A 22,130-nucleotide genomic window follows, 5' to 3' on the forward strand; every position below is an offset into this window, starting at 1 on the left:
TGGAAACATCTTAAGATGTACTACATTTTATTTTAAAAACCGGGTAAGATACTCTGAAACAGGATCCCTTTTACTTTTGAAATGTTGGAATTTTTTGATGTCAGACATTAAAATCTCATCCATAATATAAATAACAGATCATCAGATCTTTTGTCTTCTTTCAAGAGCAAGATTAATTCTTTAAAAAGTAGGAATTCCGGTAAGAGAAAGACTTTCAAAAATAACGGCTACGGCAGTTTGGGTAAGACTTTTCCATAGAGTTACTTTAAATCTATTGTAACTGAGTGATGGATGTTTTCAAAAATTTTAAATCAAAAAAAAGCTTTAATCGCTGAACTAAAAAACAGAATTTATTTGAGAAATCAAGTGAAAAATAAAACTAATAACCAATGGAGGCAGAAAAAATACAGAAATTATTTACTCATTTAGAAAACGTTATTACTTGGCGTATAAGCAATGCTGCAGAAGATTTTAATATAAGCGCTCCTGGATTTAAAACTGATAACCATGAAGGCTTTCAATTAGGAAACTATATTTCAGGAAAAGCACTTGCCCATCAGGAAGTGATCATTCTATTAATGGCTTTACTGCCAAGACTGGATCCGGCTTTGCTGAAACGCATTTACCTTGAGTTTCCCAATAATGTACTGTTTGATTTTTGTTCAGTGAATGATAATGGCAGGCTCTTTTATCCGACCATTCAGACGGCTCAGTATATTTTGGGGGGTGACAGCATCTCAGAAAGACTGAAAGTGCTGGATTATTTCGGTTCAGATTCTGTTTTGGTTAAAGATGGAGTTATTGTTTTTTCTGGTTCAGCACAAGATCATATCGCTGTAAATAATCAGATAAGTGTTCATCACGAAGCTTTTAACGCTATCGTTTTAGGATCAGAAGTATTGCCGAAAATGAGCAATGATTTCCCGGCAGAACAATTGCACACCCGCCGGTCATGGAACGATTTAATACTGCCTCAGAATACACTTCACGAACTTAAAAGTATTGAAGACTGGTACAACAGCAGCCAGATTCTGATGGAAGACTGGGATATGCAGAAAAAACTTAAACCGGGATTCAGGGTGCTGTTTTACGGAGATCCGGGTACCGGGAAAACACTTGCGGCCAGCCTTCTGGGTAAATACACAAAACGCCCTGTTTTCAGGGTTGATGTTTCTATGCTGGTTTCAAAATACATCGGAGAAACTGAAAAGCAACTGTCAAAATTATTTGACAAGGCAGAAAATAAAAACTGGATCTTATTTTTCGACGAAGCAGATGCTATTTTCGGAAAACGGACCAATGTAAGAGATGCTCATGATAAATACGCCAATCAGGAAGTCTCTTATCTGTTACAGAGAATAGAAACGTTTTCGGGGCTTATTATTCTGGCATCCAATTTCAAAAATAATATGGACAAAGCCTTTACGCGACGCTTTCATAGCTGCATCCAATTTAATAATCCCAAGCAAGAGGAGCGTCTGCGTATCTGGCAACAGAATCTACCTGAACAATTACAGCTTGAGGGTATTGATTTAGAACAGATTGCCAGACGATACGAGCTTACCGGATCCAATATTATGAACGTCATACAGGATGTAAGCTTAAAAGCGATCGCATTAAAAGATCCCGATTACAAAGTAAGTCTCGAGATGCTGCTAGAAAGCATCAGAAAAGAATATATAAAAGAAGATAAAATTTTCTCATAGAAAATTATATGATACAAGGAATTGGTTCCCTTGTTTTTAAAAGTGCTGTAAGTTATTGAAATGTAACAAATTGTACTTGATCGCCTCTTCGGACTGGTTGATCGCCTCTTCGGACTGGTTGATTGCTTCTTCGGAGTGGTTGATCGGCTCTTCGGAATGCTTGATTGCCTCTTCTAAACGGTTGATTAGCTATTCGGAACACTTGATTGCTTTATCGAAATGCCTGATCGCCTGTTCTAAATACTTAAAGGGTTCATCGAAGGGGTTGATCGTCTCAACTGAATGCCTGAATGCTGTTTCCAACAGACTGAAACCGCTAAAGAAAACATAAATCAGGTTTTTTAAACCGAAACAATATTTCAAAGGAACTCTTTTAGAAGATTTAAAAAATCAAGACTAAAGATTTTCATCCATTTAATCATTAAAATAAAGCTCATGAAAGCAAAAATCCTGCTACTGATCATATTCAGTGGCCTTATGTTAGGCTGCTGCAGAAGCAAACAGAAAATTACCACCGTTTCCAAAGAAAATAAACTGGAAACTGAAAAAGTGAAGGTTGATTCCTTGAGCCTGAAGAACATAGAATCTGCTCAAAGTACATCTGCCGAGGTTTCGTCTGGAGAAAAGAAAAACGAAATATCCGGTGACCTCTTGATTACAGGAAAATCTGATATAGCCAATCCCTTTGTATTTCACAATGTTGTTGGAAGTGATACCATCCAAAGTATTTCTATTATGGGAAATGCAGAATATTCAATCAGTAATCATTATGTAAAGGCATCAAACAAAAAGACTGACAATAAAAAAGAAGAATTTACCAATGTTTTTAAAGAGATGGCTCAGAATGCAGTCTCGAAAGAAACAGTGAAAGAAAAGACTTCGACAGTTTCTCAAGAAACAAAAAAAGTAAAAATAACCGGATTTGAAATCTCCGCCTGGATTTTCATGACCATCCTGGGAATCACTTTAATACTCATCTTTTTCACCTATAGATATTTTAAGAAATGAAAACATCACAAAAAGGAATAAATCTCATTTTATCATTCGAGGGATTCAGCTCCAAACCTTATCTGGATTCAGCAGGAATTCCAACAATAGGTTATGGAAACACCTATTATCCCGGTGGTAAAAAAGTTACGATGAGCGATGCTGCGATCAGCAGAGAAAGAGGTGTTGAATTATTTTCATCCGTTTTGCCAACTTACGAAAAGATCGTTAACAGTAAAATTAAAATTGCCCTTACACAAAATCAGTTTGATGCACTGGTTTCACATACTTACAATACGGGAGGATCTGACACTTTATTTTCTTTAATCAATAAAAAAGCAGATTCAGATACTATCAGAAAATGGTTTACGGAAAAATATATTACTGCCGGCGGTAAAGTTCTGAACGGATTAATAAGACGTCGAAAAGCAGAAGCGGATTTGTTCTTCTCGAAATAAGTCTTTCAATCCTATACTCGCAAAATCAGTAAACGGAATTTAAATCAGTATTAACTTAAAAAATAGCTTAAAATGGGAGAAAATTAAACAAATGAAAAAAATAGACAATTAATTAATCAAAAAATAAAATTGATACAATGAAGAACTCAAACCTAATTTCCAATCATCATGGCAGTACCATTATCAACAATATTTAGCTGGTTTGAAAAGGGCGATACTCCTACACAAGATCAGTTTCAGCAAACCTTTTCTTCATTCCGTCATTTAGAGGAAAAAATCAAAATAGATGAGGTGGCGGGCTTACCTGAAGCTTTTCAAAAAACTTTATCTACCGAAACTTTTACAAATCATTTAAATGATGACCAGGCACACAGTTCAGTGCTGGCAAAACTTAATGCATCCAACCTTACGCCTGCCAACATCGATCAGTGGAAAGAAAAATTAAAAATCAATCTGGCAGCCACTATAGACGGGATTGAGGAAACCGGAAATGTTTATACAAAACAGCAGATCGGTGAAATTGTGAATATGTTCCAGGCGAAAGATAACGAGATGCTTGAAGCTATTGAGAAAATCAATGAGCTGCTGGCTTCTGATGACGCGAATCTTGATAAAATCCAGGAAATCGTTGATTATATCAAAGAAAACAGACAGCAGATAGAATTGATTAAAGAGACTCTTAGCAGCGGAAGTTCAGATGATAAAATCAGACTGCTCGGAAGTTATTCAAACTGGAGTGCAGTAACCTATCAAAATCAGTTTAATGATGTAGTGTATGGTAAAATTCAAAATATTGAAAATGCAGCCGCTTCCGAAAAAATTAAATATGAACAAAGGGTCAGGGGCGACTCTGTCATAAAACATGACCTTGATACATTAAGCTTTGTGATTGATGCCTACGACATCGTTACCATGTTTACAATACCTCTTAAGGTGAGAAGAATAGACACAAATAGCATTGAAGTGCTGTTTGATTCAATACCACCAAATATAATTCAGTTAACAATTAAAAAAATATAATTATGGACATTAAATATGCTTATTACAGAAGTTCTGTTGGATACAAAATCGAAGGAAAAACAGACAACGACATTTTAACAGCCGGCGGTGGCACGAGATCAATCAGTTCTTTCTGGCATGACGGAAACTTTAATCCGTTAGATTATGTGCCGAAGACACGAACGTTAACCATCAACGGGACAGCTTATGACCTGTCGGCAAACAGATCGTTTACGACACCTGATACGATTACCCGTTTAAAAGGTGGTGCATCCGGTTCTCTGGTATCCGGTGATGTTACCCTTGCAGCAGGTTCCAATATGGCGATCAGTCAATCCGGAAGTACAATCACATTGTCTTCTACAGATACAACGTATAGCGCAGGTAATGGTTTAACATTGTCAGGAACTACCTTTTCTTTACCGGTTACAACTTCAGGGAGTGGGAACGTAGTTACAGGAGTCGTTCAGACTGCCAACGGAATAACAGTGAATCTGGGTTCTATGCCCACTTCATCGGATTTGGCTAATTATATTCCATTGTCTCAAAAAGGCGCTGCAAATGGAGTTGCCGGACTTGATGCATCAGGACTGGTGCCAGCATCTCAATTACCTTCTTATGTGGATGATGTTTTGGAAGGATATTACAGATCTGCTGACGGGAAGTTTTACAAAGAAGCTTCATATACTAATCTTATCGCTGGAGAAACGGGTAAAATCTATGTATCACTTGATACCAACAAAACATACCGATGGACAGGAACAACGTTCGTTTATATCACTTCAGGAGCGGTAGATTCCGTTAACGGACAGACGGGTGTGGTGGTTCTTAATAAATCCCATGTCGGTTTAGCTAATGTTGATAATACTGCCGATTCAGCAAAAAGTGTTCTTTCCGCTACAAAATGGACTGCAGCAAGAACCATCAGTCTTTCCGGAGTCACCGCAACGGCACAGACCATTGACGGTTCCGGAAATGTCGCAATCCCTGTTACTGCTGTTCCCGCAACATTACTGACTGGAACTGCAGCAATCAATACAACAGGATCAGCCGCAAAACTAACAACAGCGAGAACAATTTCTGCAACAGGTGACGGAACATGGGCTGTGAGCTTTGACGGTTCTGCAAATGCCGCCTCAGCATTAACATTGGCTGCAACAGGAGTAGCTGCCGGTACTTACGACCAGGTTACAGTTGATGCTAAAGGTAGAGTAGTAGCCGGAAATAATCTTGTAAGATCATACACGACTTCAATTTCCGGAACTGCAACAATAGGGCACAACTTAGGGACCAGAAACGTCGATGTTTCTATGTATGATACCGTAACTTTATACAGAATCGATGGTAGAATAAAATTAACAGATCCGAACAAATTAGATATTGAATTTGATTCTAATTTACCAAATCCGGTATCAGTTACCGTAACCAGCAAAGATTTGTAATATGAGCGATATCAAATATGCACTTTATACCTCTTCAAAGGGCTTTAAAGTCGTAGGAGGTACAGCGGCTCAGTTTTTAAAGGGGGATGGAAGTATTGACAGTACTTTATATATTCCATTGTCACAAAAAAATGCGGCGGGAGGTGTTCCGTCGCTTGATTCAACAGGTAAGATTTCCAATAGTCAAATCCCTGATAGACTGGTCAACAAAGTTATAGCCATAGGTGGTGAAGCAGCTGATAAAAGCTTCACTGGATTATACGACCGTAATCAATTGGCATTGGCAGATAAGGAACACAATGTATCTGTTGTGATTAACGGTAGCGGCAGTATCACCGGGACGGAAGATAGTTTTAAGAGCGGGCTTTTTAACCAAAAGCCGGGGCTTGTATCGCTTGCTAATTGTGATGCAACAACAGAATTAATTGTGACAGTTACTCTTAATTCGATCCTTTCAAACTATTCCAGGGCATTATGGCAACCTTTTGTTCAGACGAGATTTAATACGGAACGTTATTTCAGAAATATAACCGTAGAAGTAATGGATAACAATAATGTGTGGTATAGTCCTGCTAACTTTATAGCCACGGATATTACTAATATTGGAAGTTCCGGTCTTTTCCTTTTCCCTGAATCTTCGGTTGGAACAATCTCTGTACGTGGAGTTAGATTTAAACTGTCAAACCCCACAACAACGGATGGAGTAGTTTATTTGTGTCAGATAGGCTTTAGACACGTGACTCACACGTTTGCTCCTCAATTTCCGCACAGAGGTGATGATAACACATTTTTTGGGATCAACAATTTTACAAAATCTCCAACAGTTCCGATAGCAACTCAGAGCAACCAGGCTGTTAACTTTGGTCAGCTTTCCAATTATTACACACAGATTGAAGCTTCAAACTTATTCGTCAAAAAAAGTGGAGCTGAAACAATAAGCGACACCAAAACCTTCACCCATAGCCCTTTTATTCCCAATGGAACGATCGGAACCCATGCCGTAAACAAAAACCAGATTGAATTAAGCACTACTCAGGAAGGGGAAGGCGGACAGCAATTAAACATAAGCGGGAATAATTCTGTCAGTCTCACAAATTTTTATGTGACATCGCAAGACGGAACAAGAAACCCTGATGATATTGCTCCCAATTCAACACCTAGAAGGGTGAGATTTGATTTTGCAAAATCAAACAGTGCAAAATTAAAGGCGACCGGAAATTATGCAGGAATAATGACTTATTCACCTTGGGATGGTACTTCAGCCTCTACAGGAGATTCGTCGTATCAGTTGGCATTTGCCAATCAGACCGGTATTAACGGGGAGGGTCTCCCAATGCTCAAGATCAGAAAAGGGATTGATGGAAATTGGACGACGCCATGGTACAAATTGTGGACAGAAGGAGATTTTACTTCGTCCAATATTCAGCAATGGAATTATGCTTATCAGTATGGATTAAAGCTAAATCAAGAATTTACCTCTAACCTGAATACAGGATTAGTAATTGCTGATAATTATTTTGGAGATGAATCCGGAATTATAGATAATCAACGGGGCAGGTCTCTGGTAACGAAAATAAAAGAGTATTATTTTTATGGTTCTATGAACGGTGGATTTGATGGCTTAAATTTTAATTCCGAAAGTGAACTCTTCGGAATGGGAACAGAGGCCAATGACACTGATAAACTAACAGTACAAGGATCTGTAAAAGCCACTAAGAATTTTAAATCAGAAGAGGAAAGGGCAGATACCGTATTTATTCCTAATGGTAATGTAGCTAATTTAAGAGATGAAATTATTAACGATGAATCTGAATATGCAATTAGATTAGACCCGCATGAATATGTAATGGATTCGTATTCTGAACTTGTCGTTGATGATCGGAACAGACTTATTCATATTATTGGGGAATATACCAAAATGTTTGTTGATTTTAAAAACATTTATCCGAAGCAGCAGATCGTTATTTACAATTTTGATCAAAATGATGGTTCGATGGAGGTAAAGATACAAGGCAAACCCATATATTATATTGAGCCGCGTTGTTTCATTAGATTGTATGTTACAAGATCATTAAGAGTAATTGTTGAAAGATTACAGCCATGTCAGGTTGTTTGGTAAAATATAAGAAGTAACCAACTTAAAAATTTTCAGGACAGTTACAAAGTCACAGTCAGAAGACAAAAGTCTTCCGATTGTGGCTTTTTTCTTTTGTGTTCATTAAAAATTTGCTTTTTTACTCTTGAATTGCACAAGACGTCATCTGTTGAAAAAAATCAGTAAAAATACTAATCCCGGATTGATCCGAATAGATTAATTTTGGTATGAAATAATAATGATATTTATCATGTGTTATATTAAAAAAACTTAACCAGAAAACGTAATGAAATGATACTATTTCTCAAGAAAGATACAGGATATTATGCTTACAGTAAGCACGGTATCCCAATAAAGATCTTTATGATTTTTAATGTCTTCTCAGAATAATATCCAGGTTTTACTTAATACCAAATTAAAAAAAAATGATTATCAACAAAATCCTCAACGTCGATGATTATTATTACGACGTATTTATGGCGATTTCGGAATCCCTCACAGGATTTTCCGTGAACGAACTTCAATCCACGGGCTTAGCCGAGACTTATTACCAACACATTCTTAGCCAGCTTGAAACAGCAACTTTCATTGATTTTCTGAATGTTTCTAAAAATGTTCTTGACAATGCTGAAAATCAGGATCAGCTGAAAAATGCCATTTCAATTCAAATTATGGCTAACCCTGCAACTCAGCAAATTGCGCAAAGTGTGATCACGCTTTGGTATTTGGGAACCTGGGAAGGCGCTTACGTCAACGACAGATCTTACAAAGAAGGACTCGTGTGGAATGTAATGCATGCACATCCTCCGGGAGCCAAACAACCAGGCTTTAAATCCTGGGAAACAAAACCTGTAAACAGCAACTCATGAATCAGAAAGAAAATATACAGCCAAAGAAAGATGTCATCATCGTAGGAACAGGAATTGCCGGATCTTTAATTGCCAAGCTTTTAACAGACCATGTTTTTGATACAGGCACAAAAAAGATGATTCATCGTTCTGAAATGAACGACCCCAAAACATACAGGGAATTATCAATTCTGATGTATGAAGCAGGACTGGAAGCCGGTATAGAACTGGACTCTGCATCCTCAATGGTTACTTACAACGATTACATCCGTAAGTTCTACATGGAAGAAGCAAAAGTTCCTAATTCACCTTACCCCGATTTAAAGCAGGCGCCTTCTCCAAATGTTTTGGATATAGAACCGATCGTTCAGCCATTTCCGGATAAAAAAGGCTATCTGGTACAATTGGGCCCAATGCCTTTTGCGAGTGATGCAATCCGTGTTGGAGGAGGAACTACGCTTCACTGGCTGGGAACAACACCAAGAATGCTTCCGAACGATTTCAGATTAAAGGAAAAATACGGAAGAGCAATGAACTGGCCGATTGATTACGATACGTTAAAGCCTTACTACGAAATGGCAGAATATGAGATTGGCGTTTCAGGGAATGTTGCAGCACAGGAATATCCTATTAAAGAAAGCATGGAAGAATATTACGGTAAAGATTATGTTTTTCCGATGGAAGAAATTCCGCAGAGTTATATGGATCATCAGATCATTAATGGGCTGTCGGGAACTTCGGTTCAGATCAATTCGGAAGAACTTCCGTTAATGCTTGTTCCATCGCCACAGGGGAGAAATTCTACTCCTAATATTGCTTACGGAACATCAAAATTGATCAAAGCTGAAATTTCAGAATCCGGATATACCTTATCTTTAAATAATATCGAAAGCGAAGAATACAAAGCTTTAGGCGCAGTCTGGAATCCTTATCAGGGAGAACGTTGCGAAGGAAATGCTTCCTGTGTTCCGATTTGTCCGGTTCAGGCAAAATACAATGCTTTGAAAACATTGAAGAAAGCTTTATATAAAGTCAATAAACATCAGAATCTTCAGAGAAATCATAATATTCAGGTTCAGTCGCAGAGTGTAGTTTACAAATTAAGTGTAGATGTTGCAGATCAGGAAAAAATCTCCAAAGTTCATATCAGAAGATATATTTCAAAGGAAAAAACAAGTTTTGTTGAAGAAGTTATTGATACCAAAGAATCAATCGTGATTCTTGCAGCCAATGCTTTTGAAAATCCAAAAATTCTTTTAAATTCAAAATATACCGTTGTTGAAAACGGGCAAAAGGTTGAAAAAACCGTTGCCAACAGAAGCGATCAGGTGGGAAGAAACCTTATGGATCATATGGTGATGCTTACTTGGGGATTATTCCCTGAGCCTGTTTATCCTTACAGAGGTCCGGGTTCCACAACAAATATTTCGTCTTTTCGTGATGGAAATTTCAGAAGCGAATTCTCTGCATGGATCTCTCCGCTCGACAACTGGGGTTGGAGCTGGCCGGCTTTTTCTCCAGGATCAGACCTTTCGGAATTTTTGGCACAGGGGCTTTTTGGAAAAGATCTGAAAGAGGCTTTAAAGTACAGGCTTTCAAGACAGGTTTTGTTCCATTTTGAAGTCGAACAGCTTCCGAATCCTAATAACAGAGTCACCATTAATGATCAGTATCTCGATGTTCTGGGAATTCCGCGGCCTGTCATTAATTATGACCTGACAGAGTATGAAATGAAAGCCATGGAACAGGCAAAACTGGCATCAGATCAGATGTTTGAAAAATTAGGCATTAAGGATTTCACAACATACAAGGCAACAGATAATAATACCTTTGTTTACAATGGCGTGAGATATTCTTATAACGGTGCCGGACATATTGTAGGGACCCACAGAATGGGCGATAATCCTGACGATTCTGTAACCAACAGCTATTGCAAAGCATGGGATCATCCGAATTTATACATTGTTGGTGCTGGAAACATGACTACTTTGGGAACTTCAAATCCTACTCTTACTTTATCCGCATTTACCATCCGTTCCGTAGAATCCATTTTGAAAGATCTGGAAACAATTTTAAAATAGAAAAAAAATGAGACAAAGACTTATCAATAAAACAGAAAATCAGGAAAACAGCAGTCTTTCAAACAATACTTTTGCCAAAAATACCATCGTTGCAGAAGCAATTTCTTTACGGTCGTTGTTACTTGATTCTACAATCAGTAAAGAAAGCTGGATTGAGGGACTGAAATATCACAGCAAAACACTCACAAACCTATTGTTAAATAATCAGATTGATGAATTTAATCAATATTTACAATCTCAGTTTGGGGGAGAAATCTCTGAAATACATCCTGCAGCTCAGCTTTCCAGAACAGGTATTTCCGGGATTAAAAAAGGCTTGGCTGAACTGGATTATCGCCCTGTTTTACAGGATCTTTTGCAAACTGCAATTCTGATTGAACATTCTACAATTCCTCCGTATCTAACCGCTTTATATTCTATTAAAGACGGAACGAATATTTTAGCTTCCCAGATTATCAGAAGCGTTGCCGTAGAAGAAATGCTTCACATGATTATGGTTTGCAACGTGATGAATGCCGTGAGCCTTCAGCCTTCAGTAAACAGACCTGAAAATTATCCTGTTTATCCTACGAAATTACCACTGAATGTTGATTTCTATGTAGGCTTGGAAACATTTTCATCCAACAGTATTGCCACTTTTATCGCGATCGAAAGCCCTAGTAATCCTTTGGTAAAAGCACCAAAACACGATTATAACACAAAAGAGAACGCCATACTTTCAAAAGCCGCAGTTCAGGAAAATGATTTATGGACCTTGGAAAACATGAAGGATTTCATCATGAAAAATGTTCATACCATCGGGGAATATTATGATGTCGTATTTTTTTACATGGTTGTTTTTCAGATTATTGCTTATTACAAAACGAATGGAAAGCTGCCGCAGACTTTTGAAGAATTAAACAAAGGCGGAATTTTTACAGGAGATCCTGCCAAACAGATTCGTCCGGAACAGTATTACGGAAGTGGCGGTAAATTATATCCGGTAGATGCTCTCGAAGGGGTAATTCTTGTTTTCCAGGAAATTAAAGGACAGGGCGAAGGAGCCGATGATTCTATTTTTGATGTAGATGCTTCACAATTTGAAGAAGGGGCGGAATTAGCACATTATTTCAGATTTAAAGAAGTTTTCCATGAACACTTTTATTTAGGTGGAGACTATACGCCTTTCACCGACGAAAACGGAATGATGCCTGTGACAACCCCACCTGTCGGAAAACCACTCCCTGTTGACTGGAATGCGGCATATCCGATGAAACCTAATCCTAAAATGGCAGATTACCAATCGAATCCACAATTATTTGCGCAGGGAAAAGCATTTAATGAGACCTATAAAAAATTATTAGATGCCATTCAGGCAGCTGTAGAAGGAAATGTTGAAGAATTATCAAAATCTATCATGTATATGTATGCCCTAAAAGAGCAGGCGATCGGACTGATGAGCCAGCCATTGGATTCTCAGTACAATGCAGGTCCAACTTTTGAATTTCCTTCAGGTTACTAATAACGATAAAACTAATATACCATGTTAAAAAGAAAAAAAGAGATCATCCAGGATCTTGATGCAAGATTATTTAAGGCCGCACCTGAAGAACAAAAAGGCTATTTAGCTCAATTGATGGACGGATATTCAAAACTGTTAATCGATGATCCTGTAAGGCCTTTCAGAGAAGAGAACTTACAGGAAATTGCCAATAATGTTGATTACGGAATTCTGGCGGCTCTTGAAGGAACTTGGGTAAGTTATAATGCCAATTATAATAAAAACATTACCAAGCCTTCTTTAGGAAGTGGAATTCACACCACAATCATGCCTTCTCCAGGTACAAATCCCGGAACAATTCCCGGCAAATTCAGTTTTGATACTGAAGAATATATTGAAAAATTAACATTTGAGATCGTTCCTGGCGGTGTACGTAACCGTGGTGGTGCAACTGAATTGTTTTGTGGTGCGGTAAAATACGATCAAACCATTAAAAGTGTCAATAAAGTAGAAGGAAAATCAGAGTTAGAATATGCCGGAATTCACGAAGAAAACGGAATGTATCTTTGGTTAAGTGATGTCTACAATTATGCCGCCACCAAAGAAACCATCGAAAAAGACCGTGGAATTCACGCTTTTTCTGAAGAGGATTACAAAAACTACGGCTATAAGGGTGAATACAGGAACGAACCTTTGGTTGAGGTGAGAGATGAAAACGGGAATTCTTCATATATTCTTTTAAGCCAGCTGAAAGAAGGACAGAAATATTATGAAATCATTCCTGCGCAGGAAATAAAACCTCTTGACGGTATTACCGGACCTTATTTTATTCCGGATTATTCTATTTCAAGAAGTGGAGTTATCCCTCACGGAAGTACTATTACATTATTGGGAGACATTGCACCGAGCGGCCCGAATTATTTAATTAAAGGAGCTCCGCAGTTTCCTTACGGTGATGCGACCTGGCAACCCGATCATCTTTCCATTTCACCGACAATGGGAGGTGCGGGAGCAAGTGTTAAAAATCCGATTAACCTCGATGAGCCTGCTCCGGCCTGGGTTCATGAAAAACTGACGGATGAAAACGATCCCGGTTCAAACAAGATCTATACGCAAAGAATTCTTGCAGACGATTTATACCCTTATTGCGTAAGGCCTGATATGAGGTTGAGAGATGCATTAAGCGGGCAAAATGTTGCCAATTATGTTCTTATCCAGATGTCGTCAAGAATGCAAACCGGTGCTCAGGGAGGAATTTTAAATGTTCCTTTTGTCAACCGTTTTGTGCCTACTGTAGAAGTAGATTTCCGCCTGTGGATCGAAACTGTGATTGAAGATGGAAAAGAAATCCTTCAGCTGCAATATGAACAGATTATATTTTTCGAATTTGATTTCGGGAATGATGGTGGTACAACGAGCTGGCCGCACATTCAGGTGAATACACTTCGTAAAATAGAAGATATTCCTGCAGACCAGAGAAAAATTATTGAGGAGCAGTTTTTTAATGCACCTTCCGGCATGAGTATGACTACACCAGCTTCTAATGCTGAACGTGCAGTAAATCCTCCCTCAGGATGCCCGTATCATAAAGGGTAAAGTCAATTTAAAAATTTTAATGGTAAGAATATTATGTGCCTTTAAATTTTATCTAATAATTTTATGGACTTACACTTAATAGGCTTTATCCAAATTAAACAAAGTTTATTATTAACATTAAGAAATTCAGTTTATTAAGTGGCGAAATTAAGAAATCAATTGATTGATTTAAAATAAGAGTTAATTAAGAAATTACACCTTAATTCTTAATGTTAAAAATATATTTAGAATTTAAACACGCTCTATACCTTTAAAATAATTAGTCATAAAAATGGCGTCACTTAGCACAGTGGCGCCATTTGTCTGTTTTTAATCAAGATGGATGATTTAAAAATATCATTAATTATTTCCAGCCCACATTATTTCTCCAAAGCACATAGTCCGGATTTTCGTTCTCAATACGTTCGATCTCTTCAATGGTAGCAATACGGCCCAAATTTTCCTGAGATACCGGAGGAAGATCATATTGCAATCTTAATGTATTCAGGTTTTCCGGATCGGTAACAGGGTAGATGCTTCCATCTGCATTCATCTGGGTCCCAAAGCGCTGAGGTTTTCCCTGAAAATACTGGATCCTGTCATAGAGATATGCTAAATGCTTTTTATTGATATCCATTTCATTTTCTTTCATCAGTCCATAAAAAGCCATCATGAATTCAGGTTCTGCAATGGAATGCTGAACAATCAGCCATGCTGCCTCGTTCGCTTCTTCGCCCACTTTTGAAATACCAGGAAAACCAATATCCTTGATGATATTCCGGAGTGATTCTGCATTTTTGCGATGGATTTGTTCCATCTCAGGATGATAGCCACCACCCATTTGATTTTCCCTCAAAAGCTTTTCTCTGACTGACAGATCCTTTTTTGCCAGCTGAATTAATATTTTAGCATATTCAGGTTTTTCCATGATTTCAATGTATCTATTGACTCAAAATTAAAAAAATCATCGGAACTTTTGCCTGAATTTTTACCGGTTTTGTTAATTGTATTTCAGATGGTTCATACAATTTCTTATTCAATAATGAAAATAGTTTGTATCAGATTTAATTTCTATTTCATTTTTTAAAAAGCCCTGCTTTTAAGTTTAAACCTGTAGAACCCTCTGCCAATTGGAGGTAATTACGTTTACTCTGATCTTTTTCGATGACTACAGTTCCGGTGGTCTGTACATTTTTCATTTCCAGAAAATCTGTTGAGGTGGCATCACTGTCGCTTAATGGTCCGCTTCCATATCCTGCCAGTTTATTATAATTCACAAAAATGCAGTCAGAAGCCTTATAGCGTCGTGTACTTCCTTTTTCTCTTATCCAAATGGTACTCGTATTGGCGATGATGTTATGATGAAAGTCGAAATCGTCTCCGTTGGTACCTTGTGTAGTCCAGACACCGCAAAAATAGCCGCCATATACCAACGAATGTCGCATGGCACTACGGCTACCGGTCTTTCCATCGTTTTTCCAGAAGACAACAGGGATTTTACAGTTGAAAAAAACACAATGATCGATCACCAAACCATAGCCATTTGCTATAACTCCGACATGTAATGGTAATACATCTACATTCCCGGCAAACAGGCATTGTGTCACAAGCAAATCATCCAGGTTTTTTCCGTCACGCCAGATGGGGTAAGATCGGCGTAAATTATTACTATCGAGATAAGTATAATCAGGACTGCCTGTAAACCGCAGACCTTCAATGGTCACATGGCTTACTTCAGGTTGTATGCCTTTAGCTTCTTCTCCGCCTACCCCCGGTTCGAGGGGAGCAACGGTTATTACAACAGGCATTTTTTTTGGTGTCCAGTCTGGATCATCAGGCATGACTTCCGCGCGAATAATAAGGCGGTCGGTAAAAGTATATTTATCATTGGTAAATAGGACAGTTTGGGTTAACAGGTGAACACCTTCAGAAAGGATGATTGTTGTTTCTCCCTGCTCTTTGTTTACATTAACGCGCCTGGCTGCCTCTGAAAGAGTTTTTAGTGGCTGGGACTTTATTCCGGAATTGGTGTCGTTTCCGGTCTGGGGATTAACATATAATTGTTCTGCCTTTACCCAAAGCATACTCATCACGCAAAATAAAAGACTAAGTGTTGTAGATTTTATCATGTTCCTTTTTTTCTGTAAAATTAGGAACATTCACATCCTTGGAAAAGGTCATTTTATCTTTAAAATTGTCATTTTAAATTTTCTTTCGGTATTGCTGGGGAGTTATATTGGTGAACTTTTTAAAGAACCGGTTAAAATTGGATGGATCTGAGAATCCAAATTCATAGCAAATCTCTTTTGCGGATTTATTTTGATGCAATTGTCTCTTTATTTCTGAAATCAGCTTGTGATGAATCATTTGCTGTGCTGATAATCCACTGAACTGTCTGCAGATTTTATTAAGGAATCCGGAGCTGATATTAAGTAATTTGGTATAGGCTTCGACGGTCTGATCCTCCAAAAATCTCTGTTCCAGTAAAGACCGGAATCTATAGAAATCTGAATGGATATAGGTGTCCCGCTGAACATTGTAAACACCTGCATAATAACGGTTGAGAACTATAAGCAGCTGATATAGTAGCGATCTGATCAAATGATTGCTGTCATTCTGAATCTGTTCAAATTCCCGTTCTATTTCATGTAAAAGCTCCAGACATTTCCCGAATGATGTTTCACATATCTGCATTTCGGAGGGATGTGAATACTGATGAAAGTATTGAAACCGGTACAGAAATAGTTCATCCGAAAAAAAAAGATGGAGAAAATCTTTTTCAAAGAACAGGGTATAGCCTTTTACCTCTTGTTCAATCTCCCAGCGGCGAATTTGTCCGGGGCTGGTGAAAATAATTGTTCGTGGTTGTATTGATATTGTATTTTCGTCCAATACAAAGGTTCCTAATCCCTCTTGAATAAAAATAATTTCGTAAAAACTAAGTTGATGCAATGTGCCGTCTAATACATAGTTTTTCAATGTTTCAATACGTCCGATATCTAATAACAGCTCTGAACCATATTTACAGGGCAGAAAATGATAGGTTTTAATTTTGGGGACTGATGCCATTTCTTTACAATCTCTTGCTGATCAAATGAATTTGATAAAAGTACAAATTTTGATTGTCTTTTGTTCAAACAATACAGGAATTTCAATCGATCTAAATACCTTGTATAGACATGATTTTAAATAACTGTATTTCAGCATCAGAGAATTATCAGGTTGCTCCGGCATTCTGTTTTTTTGTTTTCCCGATATCTTAGGATTTAAAAATTTTATCGAATGCGTTTCATTGGGAAGTATCTTTGGTCTTTCTTTCCATTTTTCAGTCCGGAAACTGCTAAACCAAAAATCTTTTCAGTACTGTGAAAAATATAGTGTTTTATAAAAAACAATTTTCAATTTACATTCGGGAATTTAATAATTAGAGAAGATGGGAATCGTTTTTTTCTTATTTTAGACGGGTCAAAATATTTAAATGACCTTTCGTATGACTAAAAAGCTGTTATTTATTTTGGTGTTTAGTTTAGTGTTTGGTTCAAAATCCAAAGCACAGCATAGCACCATATTACCATCTGATGTACTGCCATTTCAGGTAACTGCCAAGAAATCTGTCTATAAAGGTAAAAATGCCCTTGCCTTGGAAATGCCGGGTCAGGCCGTTGGAGACAACACACTAGCGATTCTCAGGAATGTTGATTTTCATAACGGCGTTATTGAAGCTACAATTAGTGGCCAGCCCATGGCCAACGCCGGAGAGACAGCCCGCGGGTTTGTGGGTATTGCATTCAGGGCAGCTTTAGATGCTTCTAAAATGGAAGTTTTTTATTTACGCCCTACTAATGGCCGTGCAGATGATCAGATTCGCAGAAACCACTCCAGCCAATATATTTCTATTCCGGGATTTCCTTGGGAAAAACTAAGAAAGGAAACACCTGAAAAGTATGAATCATATGTAGATATAGTGCCTGCGGAATGGATCAAAATAAAAATCGTAGTAAAGGATGAAACGGCAAGGCTGTATGTTAACGGTTCTTCTCAGCCTACTTTGATCGTCAACGATCTGAAACAGGGTAAAGATGTTCGGGGAAGTATCGGATTATGGATAGGCCCCGGAACGTTAGGACACTTTACTGATGTTAAGGTGACCAAGGAAGATTGAGACATATGAACTTCAAATTATTTAGAGTTTGAAATATTCATCGGAAAAATCCCCGCAATGATAAAAGTGCAGGGATTTTTTCCATTTATTAAAATGTGACTGGCGATGATCTGGATGATATATACAGGTTTTAAAGTTATTCAGAACTGAATGAATTATAGATTTTCTTCTTAACCTTTTCATCAGGACTTACTTTATAAAACTCACTAAGCAGATCCAAAGTGGTGGGTTTTTTAGGATATTGATTATGCAAAAGAAAATTTTTAAGCGATTTATTTACATTATCTTCTCCAATCAGTTCGCTTAATTTTACCATAATCACCGCACCTTTTGAATAAGATATATGAGTATTTTCACCACTCACTTTGTACAGTGGCTGATTTTCAGATAAACCTTTTTCATTGTCAAATATCTGTTGATGCACTTTCAATTTTTCCAGCATTTTTTCTTTATCGTGCATTTTTTTGTAGATCATCATTTCTGTGTACATGGCCAATGTTTCAGTTAACATTGTCGCGCCTTCTCTGTCGTCCGGATCGATCTGGCTGTTTCCCCACCAGAGGTGCGAAAGTTCATGTCCCGCAAGTTCATTGATGACATCCTGATTTTGATCTGCATGCATATTAGCATGGAAAAGCATATCTTCTGTCATAAAGATGGATGATGGATAAGCAGTAGCTGCAAAACCTTTGGTAAAAGAAGAAACTTCTGCAAAACTGATGGTTTTGAACGGATATTTCCCAAAATTCTGTGTACAGTAATCCAATGTGATTTTTGCATTTTCAAGTAAATGATCTACGTTCTCCGAATGTTTTTTGTTATAAAAAATATTGATTGTTATCCCTTTATAAACGATGCTTTTTACCTGATACCTGGCAGAAGAAACCGCAAAACGAAACGGAATTCTATTCGATCGATAATGAAAGTAATTTCTTTTATCTTTACTGTAATGTTGAATTAAATCTCCGGTTCCTATAGCAGTCTGGTCCTTTTCTGTGGAGACGGTCATATCCAGATTAATGAAATCTTTTTTAAATACTTCAGGAGTTTCTAATTTTTTTAATTCAGACTGTTTTCCAAGCTTAAATTCTGCCCGTTTTTCTTCATCTTCAATTTCGTTATTGGCCTGGTATCCGAAAGTTGGGAAATATCGGCTGATTCTTATAAAAGAACCGTTTTCTATGATTGAATTGAATGAATCGTGACCATTGACAGCTGACCATTGATAGGAAATTTTAAAATTTAAATTGGCTTTTTCTCCAGGCTGTAAAGGTTGTTTTAAATCAATTTCAGTCACCGTCTGATTGATTTTTTTTGATTCGGAATCCGTGTTGAAATGGGCTGATTCTATTTGGAGATCGGGATTGAAATTAATCAAAATCTTGTCAATAGGTTTGTCAGTTTGATTCAACAAACTATATGTTCCGTTTATCTTATACGAATTTTCAGATGGATAAAGCTGTATTTGAGTGGTCACGTCTGTAATGTTCGGTTCTGCAAGATTTTTATAGTGTTTGAATTTCTGTTCGTATTGAGCCGACTGTATCATCTTTTCATCTTCATTTTGAGGAATATAGCCTTTCAGAAAGAGATTTCCGGCAAAAGCTCCGATAGATAATACAATGACAGTGAAAATGATTTGTTTCATATTTCCTTTTTTTGTTTTGAAACATTTATTAATCAACCAAAAACAAGCAACCACACCTAATCCGAATAGCAATCGTTCTGCAAAAGCTGAAGCGTAGGGTCCATATCCGTTAAAATCGCTGTAAACGCCCTTATAATCAGAAAATATTCTCAATAATGGATTGGGCAGGATTTTTTTTGAAACTGGTCCGGCAAATGTAAAACCTGCAAGCACGGAAACTCCCAACGCTATGAATCGATTTTTGATATTGTCATTGATCAGCAAAATAAAGGCTGAGAAAAGGATCAGTGGAAAGGTATTAAACAAAACTGTTCCTGAATACGCATTCCAATCGATGTGAAAATAACTGTAAAATAACTGAAATATCAATCCTTCAATAATTAAAATACCGGTAAGAAAGAAAAATAAAATACTGATGGACAGAAAATGACCGTTCAGTTTATTTTTAGAAAAAAGGTGCTTTTCTCAATCAGTGAAAACCCCGATGAATGGCTTCTCCAGTACAGGTCGTTAATAAAATAAATGGCGATCAGCATCCCAAAAAGATGAAAATTTTCCGAAATGGTGGTCGACATCAATCCTGAGCTTGCATATTGCTGGGGAAGACGAATTCCCTTTTCTATTTCGGCATACATTTCCATTCCCACAAAAAATAAGAGCAAAATAGAAACGGCGGCAATGGTGATGCTTTTAAAAAGGTAAATGAGGTCGATTTTTGCAAATGACAAGACGGATTTTATATCAGAAATAAATCCAAAAGCAGATCTAGCGGTTCTAAAAGGTTCTGAATTTTTAGTAAAGGAAACACTTGCCCCCTGCTTTTTGCGCTTGCTTTTATTTTTGTTTTGAGAACGGGGAGAGAATGAAAACAGCCTGTAGGTCAACACTAAGAATAACGCTGAAATGAGAAGAAAAACAATTCTGTTGATCGATAAATATCCGGAAAATGGTACAACTAAACCATTCTTTTGCTGAGCCGATAATGTTCTTGCTTCAAAAAAATAGGATGAAATCCCGAAAGGATCGATTAATGCAGATAATTGCTGTGTTTCCAGGGATTGTGGTAAACTTCCTGCCATAAAAGGAGAATTGGAAAACACAAGGATGACCATGTAAAGAACATAAAGAAACAGTCCGCCGACAACAACCAGAAGTTTTTTCTTTGTAGTAAATGAAATGAAAAACAAAAAGCTGCAGACTACAATGCAATTGATTCCTCCAAAAATTAAAAGAGGGTAGAGGTAATACCAAAAATGAAAAGAGTGTTGAATTTCACTTCCCGTTCTTAGATTTTGTCCAATTATAAATCCGATCATCAAAAATCCGAAACTCAAAAAAGTCTGCACAAAAAAAGTAAGAAACTTCCCCTGCAGATACATTCGTTTTGAAAACGGATATGAGAAAATAAGAATATCAAATTTCGAATCCCAATCTTTAAAAAGCACCTGAATGGCAAAAATTATCGCAAAAAAAATGATGACCAAACTCAGTAAGCCTGTCATAAAACCTGTAGTGTAAGGGGAATTTAAATAAATTCCTTCCCCAACCGTAAGATTGAACCGGTTTCCACAGAAAATACCGATCAATAGTAGAATTAAGACAATAAGATATGCAGGCCAACGCTTGATTGTACGTTTGACCTCAAATAAAAATAAAGTATTCATAACTATGAGTTTTGGGTAAGTGTGTTGAAATAGACGTGTTCCAACAAAGGATGTACTGATGTAAAATCAGCAAGCGACTGTTCTGAGAAGGCAGTGATATACAATTCTCTTTCGATCAATTGCTGGCTGATGATCCTGTAGTTGGATTGATAATTTTCCAGCTGATCTTTTTCGATGGGTTTTGACCAGATCTTATTTTCCAAACCTGCAATCAATTCGTTTGGATTTCCCTTTGCGAGAAGCTTTCCCTGATTGATAATGGCTACTTTTGAACACAGATTCCGGACATCTTCAACCAAATGCGTAGAAAGGATTACGATCACATCATTGCTGATCTCGCTGAGTAAAGAATTGAAACGGTTTCGTTCCTCGGGATCCAGTCCGGCGGTCGGTTCGTCAACAATAATGATCTTAGGGTTTCCCAGCAATGCCTGAGCAATACCAAAACGCTGCCGCATTCCACCGGAAAATGTATGGACTTCCTTGTTTTTAAAATCAGAAAGATTGACTTTCTCCAACAGACTTAAAATTTGGTTATTCCTCTCTGTATTGTTACTGATCCCTTTTAATAAAGCAATGTGCTGTAAAAGATCATACGCAGAAACTTTGGGATAAACGCCAAAATCCTGAGGAAGAAATCCTAGATTTTGTTTGATATGATCCGGATTTTTGGAAACATCTGCTCCGTTGAAGATTATTGCTCCCGAACTTGGTTTCTGCAGTCCAACTATGGTTTTCATTAATGATGATTTTCCTGCACCATTGGGCCCTAATAAACCGAACATTCCGTTTTCTATTTTTAAAGAAATGTCTTTAATAGCTTGAAAACCATTTTTGTAGGTGAGGCTTAGATTGTTAATTGTTAAAGTATTCATAGGATTGATTTTAGGTCATAGAATTCCTGGCAACGTTTCCATTGCTTTTCAAATTGTTCGTAAAAGTGTTGATGATAAAGCTTAATTGACTAAAGGTCACGAAGCTTTTG

17 protein-coding genes are annotated in these 22,130 nt (G+C 37.4%); 11 read left to right on the plus strand and 6 right to left on the minus strand.

Annotated features, from left to right (window positions below):
• Window positions 1–389: 389 nt before the first annotated feature.
• The 10 genes from ACWNCI_RS02180 (at window position 390) to ACWNCI_RS02225 (ending at window position 13,692) form a co-directional block, all read left to right on the plus strand.
• Window positions 390–1,706 (plus strand): ATP-binding protein, encoded by a 1,317-nt coding sequence (locus tag ACWNCI_RS02180; protein WP_449387005.1) that lies wholly within the window; start codon window positions 390–392, stop codon window positions 1,704–1,706.
• A 435-nt stretch (window positions 1,707–2,141) separates the two neighbouring features.
• Complete coding sequence (locus tag ACWNCI_RS02185) at window positions 2,142–2,714, plus strand: hypothetical protein (protein ID WP_449387006.1); 573 nt, start codon at window positions 2,142–2,144, stop codon at window positions 2,712–2,714.
• The gene (locus ACWNCI_RS02190; RefSeq protein ID WP_449387007.1) at window positions 2,711–3,151 is read left to right on the plus strand and encodes a lysozyme; all 441 of its coding nucleotides are present in this window, start codon (window positions 2,711–2,713) and stop codon (window positions 3,149–3,151) included. Before ACWNCI_RS02185 ends, ACWNCI_RS02190 begins: the two co-directional genes overlap by 4 nt.
• Window positions 3,152–3,319: 168 nt before the next feature.
• A complete protein-coding gene (locus ACWNCI_RS02195; RefSeq protein WP_449387008.1) occupies window positions 3,320–4,171 on the plus strand; it encodes a hypothetical protein in 852 nt (283 codons plus the stop codon).
• A 2-nt stretch (window positions 4,172–4,173) separates the two neighbouring features.
• Window positions 4,174–5,592, plus strand: a complete 1,419-nt coding sequence (locus ACWNCI_RS02200; protein ID WP_449387009.1) for a hypothetical protein — start codon at window positions 4,174–4,176, stop codon at window positions 5,590–5,592.
• A 1-nt stretch (window position 5,593) separates the two neighbouring features.
• Window positions 5,594–7,711 (plus strand): hypothetical protein, encoded by a 2,118-nt coding sequence (locus tag ACWNCI_RS02205; RefSeq protein WP_449387010.1) that lies wholly within the window; start codon window positions 5,594–5,596, stop codon window positions 7,709–7,711.
• Window positions 7,712–8,112: 401 nt separating this feature from the next.
• Window positions 8,113–8,556: a sugar dehydrogenase complex small subunit gene (locus ACWNCI_RS02210; RefSeq protein ID WP_449387011.1), complete on the plus strand. Its 444-nt coding sequence runs from the start codon at window positions 8,113–8,115 to the stop codon at window positions 8,554–8,556.
• Window positions 8,553–10,616 carry a GMC oxidoreductase gene (locus tag ACWNCI_RS02215; RefSeq protein ID WP_449387012.1) on the plus strand — a complete coding sequence of 688 codons (2,064 nt, stop codon included), beginning with the start codon at window positions 8,553–8,555 and terminating at the stop codon, window positions 10,614–10,616. The genes ACWNCI_RS02210 and ACWNCI_RS02215 overlap by 4 nt, the downstream gene beginning before the upstream one ends.
• Before the next feature lie 7 nt (window positions 10,617–10,623).
• On the plus strand, window positions 10,624–12,117 hold the full coding sequence (locus tag ACWNCI_RS02220) for a ferritin-like domain-containing protein (protein WP_449387013.1): 1,494 nt from the start codon (window positions 10,624–10,626) through the stop codon (window positions 12,115–12,117).
• A 21-nt stretch (window positions 12,118–12,138) separates the two neighbouring features.
• On the plus strand, window positions 12,139–13,692 hold the full coding sequence (locus ACWNCI_RS02225) for a peroxidase, FMP-type (RefSeq protein ID WP_449387014.1): 1,554 nt from the start codon (window positions 12,139–12,141) through the stop codon (window positions 13,690–13,692).
• Window positions 13,693–14,035: 343 nt separating this feature from the next.
• On the opposite strand, the gene ACWNCI_RS02230 is transcribed toward ACWNCI_RS02225, so the two are convergent.
• The 3 genes from ACWNCI_RS02230 to ACWNCI_RS02240 form a co-directional block, all read right to left on the minus strand.
• Window positions 14,036–14,599, minus strand: a complete 564-nt coding sequence (locus ACWNCI_RS02230; RefSeq protein WP_449387015.1) for a DUF6624 domain-containing protein — start codon at window positions 14,597–14,599, stop codon at window positions 14,036–14,038.
• Between the two features lie 148 nt (window positions 14,600–14,747).
• A complete protein-coding gene (locus ACWNCI_RS02235) occupies window positions 14,748–15,800 on the minus strand; it encodes a hypothetical protein (RefSeq protein WP_449387016.1) in 1,053 nt (350 codons plus the stop codon).
• Between the two features lie 73 nt (window positions 15,801–15,873).
• Window positions 15,874–16,740: a helix-turn-helix domain-containing protein gene (locus tag ACWNCI_RS02240; protein WP_449387017.1), complete on the minus strand. Its 867-nt coding sequence runs from the start codon at window positions 16,738–16,740 to the stop codon at window positions 15,874–15,876.
• Window positions 16,741–17,161: 421 nt separating this feature from the next.
• Between ACWNCI_RS02240 and ACWNCI_RS02245 the strand changes: the two genes are divergently transcribed.
• Window positions 17,162–17,833: a hypothetical protein gene (locus tag ACWNCI_RS02245; protein ID WP_449387018.1), complete on the plus strand. Its 672-nt coding sequence runs from the start codon at window positions 17,162–17,164 to the stop codon at window positions 17,831–17,833.
• A gap of 136 nt (window positions 17,834–17,969) precedes the next feature.
• Here ACWNCI_RS02245 and ACWNCI_RS02250 read toward each other — a convergent pair whose 3' ends face one another.
• The 3 genes from ACWNCI_RS02250 to ACWNCI_RS02260 all read right to left on the minus strand — a co-directional run bounded on the left by ACWNCI_RS02250 (window position 17,970) and on the right by ACWNCI_RS02260 (window position 22,020).
• The gene (locus ACWNCI_RS02250; RefSeq protein WP_449387019.1) at window positions 17,970–19,850 is read right to left on the minus strand and encodes a M1 family aminopeptidase; all 1,881 of its coding nucleotides are present in this window, start codon (window positions 19,848–19,850) and stop codon (window positions 17,970–17,972) included.
• Window positions 19,851–19,915: 65 nt separating this feature from the next.
• Complete coding sequence (locus ACWNCI_RS02255; protein ID WP_449387020.1) at window positions 19,916–21,145, minus strand: hypothetical protein; 1,230 nt, start codon at window positions 21,143–21,145, stop codon at window positions 19,916–19,918.
• Between the two features lie 2 nt (window positions 21,146–21,147).
• Window positions 21,148–22,020: an ABC transporter ATP-binding protein gene (locus ACWNCI_RS02260; RefSeq protein WP_449387021.1), complete on the minus strand. Its 873-nt coding sequence runs from the start codon at window positions 22,018–22,020 to the stop codon at window positions 21,148–21,150.
• Window positions 22,021–22,130: the final 110 nt, after the last annotated feature.

The sequence above is a fragment of the Chryseobacterium lineare genome (genome assembly GCF_977014045.1).